This is a genomic window from Halorubrum sp. Ea8 (assembly GCF_002252925.1).
GTDB lineage: Archaea > Halobacteriota > Halobacteria > Halobacteriales > Haloferacaceae > Halorubrum.
On the sequence record NZ_NHPF01000073.1, the window covers coordinates 1 to 4,143 of the forward strand.

Sequence of the window (4,143 nt, forward strand, 5' to 3'; positions counted from 1 at the left end):
TTCTTAACTTAACATCACCCTAATCCCCCAGTAGATACTTTATGAGTTACCCCACGGTGATTGATCCTCTTTAGTAGTCCTTTGACGGAGACACGAACAATAAGGCTGACAATATATCCAAAGATAACTACCAGGACGAACTTAGGGATGGATCGGAAATCAAGGCTGCTGCGCTTAATATACACAGCAATTGCAGTAAGGGTGTCAATCTTAGCGTGAAGAGTGCGGCCGAGCAAGGGTGAGTTGGTGACTCGAAGATGCTCGACCGCGTGGTTGAGAAAGCACGCGATCAAGAAGTATTTTCGCGTGAAGATACGCCGACGGAACAGCGCGTCGAAGCAGCGTTCTTATATCATGCCGGCCTCTCGTATCGGCGCGTTGAGCGGGTGGTCGGGCGTTCATACGAGGCCGTGCGCCAGTGGTATCATCGGTTGGCGCACCTCTTCGATCCAGATCCCGACTACCATTCGACTGTCGCTATCGACGAGACCAAGTTGAAGATCGAAGAGACCGAGGTCTACATCTGGGCCGCAGTCGATGTGGAGACGTTCGAAGTCATCCACATCGAGGTCTCTCCCGGCCGATCTGACCTCGACGCTTTGCTGTTCGTCAAACAAGTTCTCAAGCGGTGTCGTGGTGAACCAGTTGTTCTCGTGGATCGTGGACCGTGGTACAACTGGGCACTCGATGACCTCGATCTCTGTGACTCACGTCGTGAAACGTGGGGGGAACGGTTTTTGATCGAAGCCTGGTTCGGCCTTCTCAAGTACCGAACCAGGCTCTTCTATAGCCGGTTCCCCCACAATAGCTCCTGGAAATCAGTAGACCGCTGGGTCAAAGCCTTCGCAGCTCTCCACAATGCCATCATCTAACCTTGACACCCTCCGTATGAATGAGTAAAATCATAAAAGTCATTAAAATCCGTAACGGAACCGACCAACCCACCGACACCATCCTCGCCATCTACTGAATTGGCTGCATAGGAGTTGGTCACGCCGCCTAAACCCAGAAACCCAACTAAACCACCAACGCTGTCACCTCCACTGACCGCGCCAGTTGCATACGACCTCTCGACGGTACCACCATTTCCAATGCTACCAACAATACCACCAACGCTGTCACCTCCGCTGACCGCTCCCGTTGCATATGAATCTCTGATCGAGGCCTCAAAGGCGTCTCCAACGAGACCGCCGGTTTTTCCAGATCCACTGCTGTCAACCGGCTCCGTCGCATGCGAGTTCAATACGCTACCGCGGGCACATATCCCGATGAACCCACCAACGCTGCCACCACCAGGATTAATCTGCTGTTCGGTATGCGAATCCCTTACTTCTGCTCCATTCTCCGCTCTGCCTATAAAACCGCCAACAATCCCGCCACCGCTGACTGAACCAGTCGTGTCTGAGTTGACTACTGAGCACTGGGCACCATATCCTATGAGTGTCCCGACACTGCCTCCGTCGGTGATATCCGCGTCTCTAACTGAGAGATTCTCTATCCCTCCAATTTCCAATCTACCAAACAAGCCAACATCGTCCTCATTCGGCCGGTTGATTACCAAGTCGGAAATCGTGTGTCCATTCCCGTTGAGTGTGACCATACTGTTAACAAGCGGCTCCCACCCGCCAGCAGGTTCCTCAATATATTCCTCGTAACCGGGAGTGTCTATGTCCAAGTCAGCGACCAGAGTGTTGTCTTGTCCAAGCCTAAGAGATCTTAAATCGTTCCAGTCTTCGATGGCAATCTGGTCGGCGGATACACGGCCAGTCGCATTCGCTAAACCGGAGAGACCAATGGCTCCCACGCCGACCGCTTTGAGCAGGTCGCGTCGGTGCGTGGTTTGACTGCCTCCACGACTCTCGTTCGGTTGAGAACCTGTCTCTAACTCATCTCGTTCTGACATAAAATGTAATTTATGCGATCAAATAAAGCTATACACAGGTTTCACACTCGCTACATAGTTAAAATAAAACAAACGGCGTTTTCTGCAGATACTGATCTTAAAAGATACTCGTGTGAATACCGCCCGCTAAGTAACACATACTAATGTGGTAGCGGTAAAATAAAATAGTACTGATGGTAGCGGTGAGCGTCGTCATCCCGACTCTGAAACCCCGCGAGGACGTCAAATCAGTCGAGTACCTCCGACGGGGCGACTTCGACGACTACGAGGAACTCATCCAAGACGAACACCCCGTGACCAGAGCGCGGAACGCGGGCATCGAGCGAGCGAGCGCGGACAAGATCGTATTCCTTGACGACGACTCCCGCCCCCGACCGGAGTATCTCTCACGGGCGAACGAGACGCTGGACCGCGAGGCGGCCGTCGCAGGTCGTACGATTCACCCGCGGGACGATATCTTCTCGCGGCACTTCACCGACCACTACGAGTTCTGGATCGGCGACGAATCGGCGTACGTCGACCACTTTTGGGGCTGCAACATGGCAGTCCGAGCGGAGGTGTTCGAGGACGTCGGCTATTGGGACGAACAGATGGGCTGGGGACACGAAGAGAAGGAGCTCGCCCGACGGGTCCGCGAGAACTACCACATATACTACAATCCCGAGATGGTCGTTGAACATTCGTACGCCAAGTCAATCCCGGATTACTGGCGGAAGCAGTACAAGCTGGAAACAATGACGCCGTACTACTGGGACAAGACTGGCGTCCCGCGGCGGAAACAGATCCAGCAGACGGTTACGGAGGCGCTGCGGCCCGGGAACTATGTGGGTCGTACGGTACCGTGTGTCATTACCCGTGCAGGGGCGACAGTGGCGAGGACTGCCGGCCGGGTCAAGGGACTGCTCACTAGGTAGACGGCATGAGCGCGCTGTTCAATCACTGAAACGAGATTTCCGCGCTGTACTGGACCACGAGTTTCGCTACGTCGCCTGTAAAATCGAACGTGTCGAACGCTGCGAGCGCAGCCGTGACGGCGTTGTGTTGCTGCCGGGCGATGGCGATGATCCCGACGAGGACGATGGAGACGATGGCGATGAGGAAGAAGTCGTCTACTGGCAAGTTGACTTCAGTGAAGGCGAGGAGCCTCCGATGCCACCGTCATACTGGCCGAGCGATCTGATGGCAGGACTTGAAAACTCCGAAGGCGGCTGCGGAGCCGTTCGTCTATCGGACTCAATTCGAGAAATGAGACCACATCAGAACCACAGCACCGATCATGGCTATACGGCGCCGATCGCCGTGGGACGCTGGCAGCGCTGAGAAATTCATCGAAGAGATGCGGTCTTTGTTTGAGGACCTGTGATCCGAGGCGCTCACGGATTTTCGACTGACCAGCCCCGACGCCGGCGGATCACCCTCTTTGGATTTGGAGCCGTTGGTGTTTTCATTGCGACGAATATCGGCCCTGCGTTGGCTAAAGTGATCGGCTTCGAACTGTTCCGTGAAGTGGCGATCTCGTTCGTGTTTGCGGCAACGGTAGTGTATCTCGTTGTGTCGAAAGTGCTATGGAACATCTACCCGATTTCGCTGCTGATTGGTTTACCGCCCGATCTCAGTGGTGAGTGGCAAGGGAACCTCTATACAGATACAGAAGAGTACGATTCCGAGGATGTGGTTGGTACTAATGAACTTGGGTATAGGCTTGTCAAGATGAACGTTAAAATGGATATTGCCCAATCGTGGGATCGAATCCGCATCACGTTTGAGGGGCCCAATTCTACCTCAAACAGCACAGGAGCAACGATCCTCACCGACGACGGGGGAACGCCGACTGTGACGTACAATTTTGACAACCCGGGAAACGACCTACACGACGAACTCGGGTCGCATATAGGGACAACGACACTCAAATATGATTCAGATGCGGAGACGTTGAACGGGACCTACTACACCGGGCCGAACAGAGCGAACCACGGTCGAATTGAGATCAAACGAGTCGCGTCGTGAATTAATGGCCCATGTTGAGAACCTATTTTTTAGATACATTCTCGTCTGAAACAGCTATTCGCTGAAGCCTGTGTGTTGACCAACCCGACCTGAGTCGAATATGGAGATGATCTTGTGCGAGATACGCGCCCTAGGCCTTGTTTAGACGCTCGAATTCACGTAGTTCAGGCGGTGAGAGACTGCTCGATGTTTCTGATGGCAGCCTTTAGGACAATCTCTCGAAACTGACCAAA

The 4,143-nt window shown here is 53.6% G+C and carries 5 protein-coding genes; 3 read left to right on the top strand and 2 right to left on the bottom strand.

The window, feature by feature from the left end; all coding sequences use genetic code 11:
• The first annotated feature begins 257 nt into the window (after positions 1-257).
• A complete protein-coding gene (locus DJ74_RS07525) occupies positions 258-872 on the top strand; it encodes a DDE-type integrase/transposase/recombinase (protein WP_094526850.1) in 615 nt (204 codons plus the stop codon).
• Here the strand turns inward: DJ74_RS07525 and DJ74_RS18650 are convergent.
• On the bottom strand, positions 869-1,903 hold the full coding sequence (locus tag DJ74_RS18650; protein WP_141212683.1) for a hypothetical protein: 1,035 nt from the start codon (positions 1,901-1,903) through the stop codon (positions 869-871). The genes DJ74_RS07525 and DJ74_RS18650 overlap by 4 nt on opposite strands.
• 173 nt (positions 1,904-2,076) lie before the next feature.
• Here DJ74_RS18650 and DJ74_RS07530 point away from each other — a divergent pair, with 173 nt between their 5' ends.
• Positions 2,077-2,817 carry a glycosyltransferase family 2 protein gene (locus tag DJ74_RS07530; protein ID WP_094526851.1) on the top strand — a complete coding sequence of 247 codons (741 nt, stop codon included), beginning with the start codon at positions 2,077-2,079 and terminating at the stop codon, positions 2,815-2,817.
• Between the two features lie 22 nt (positions 2,818-2,839).
• Here the strand turns inward: DJ74_RS07530 and DJ74_RS07535 are convergent, their stop codons facing one another.
• The gene (locus DJ74_RS07535; RefSeq protein WP_094526852.1) at positions 2,840-3,022 is read right to left on the bottom strand and encodes a hypothetical protein; all 183 of its coding nucleotides are present in this window, start codon (positions 3,020-3,022) and stop codon (positions 2,840-2,842) included.
• 240 nt (positions 3,023-3,262) lie between these two features.
• On the opposite strand from DJ74_RS07535, the gene DJ74_RS18655 reads away from it, so the two are divergent.
• On the top strand, positions 3,263-3,910 hold the full coding sequence (locus DJ74_RS18655; protein ID WP_141212684.1) for a hypothetical protein: 648 nt from the start codon (positions 3,263-3,265) through the stop codon (positions 3,908-3,910).
• Positions 3,911-4,143: the final 233 nt, after the last annotated feature.

Bases quoted from the DNA above. Each gene is read 5' to 3' on its own strand.
- DJ74_RS07525 (WP_094526850.1), top strand. From the start codon at position 258: ATGCTCGACCGCGTGGTTGAGAAAGCACGCGATCAAGAAGTATTTTCG.
- DJ74_RS18650 (WP_141212683.1), bottom strand. From the start codon at position 1,903: ATGTCAGAACGAGATGAGTTAGAGACAGGTTCTCAACCGAACGAGAGT.
- DJ74_RS07530 (WP_094526851.1), top strand. From the start codon at position 2,077: ATGGTAGCGGTGAGCGTCGTCATCCCGACTCTGAAACCCCGCGAGGAC.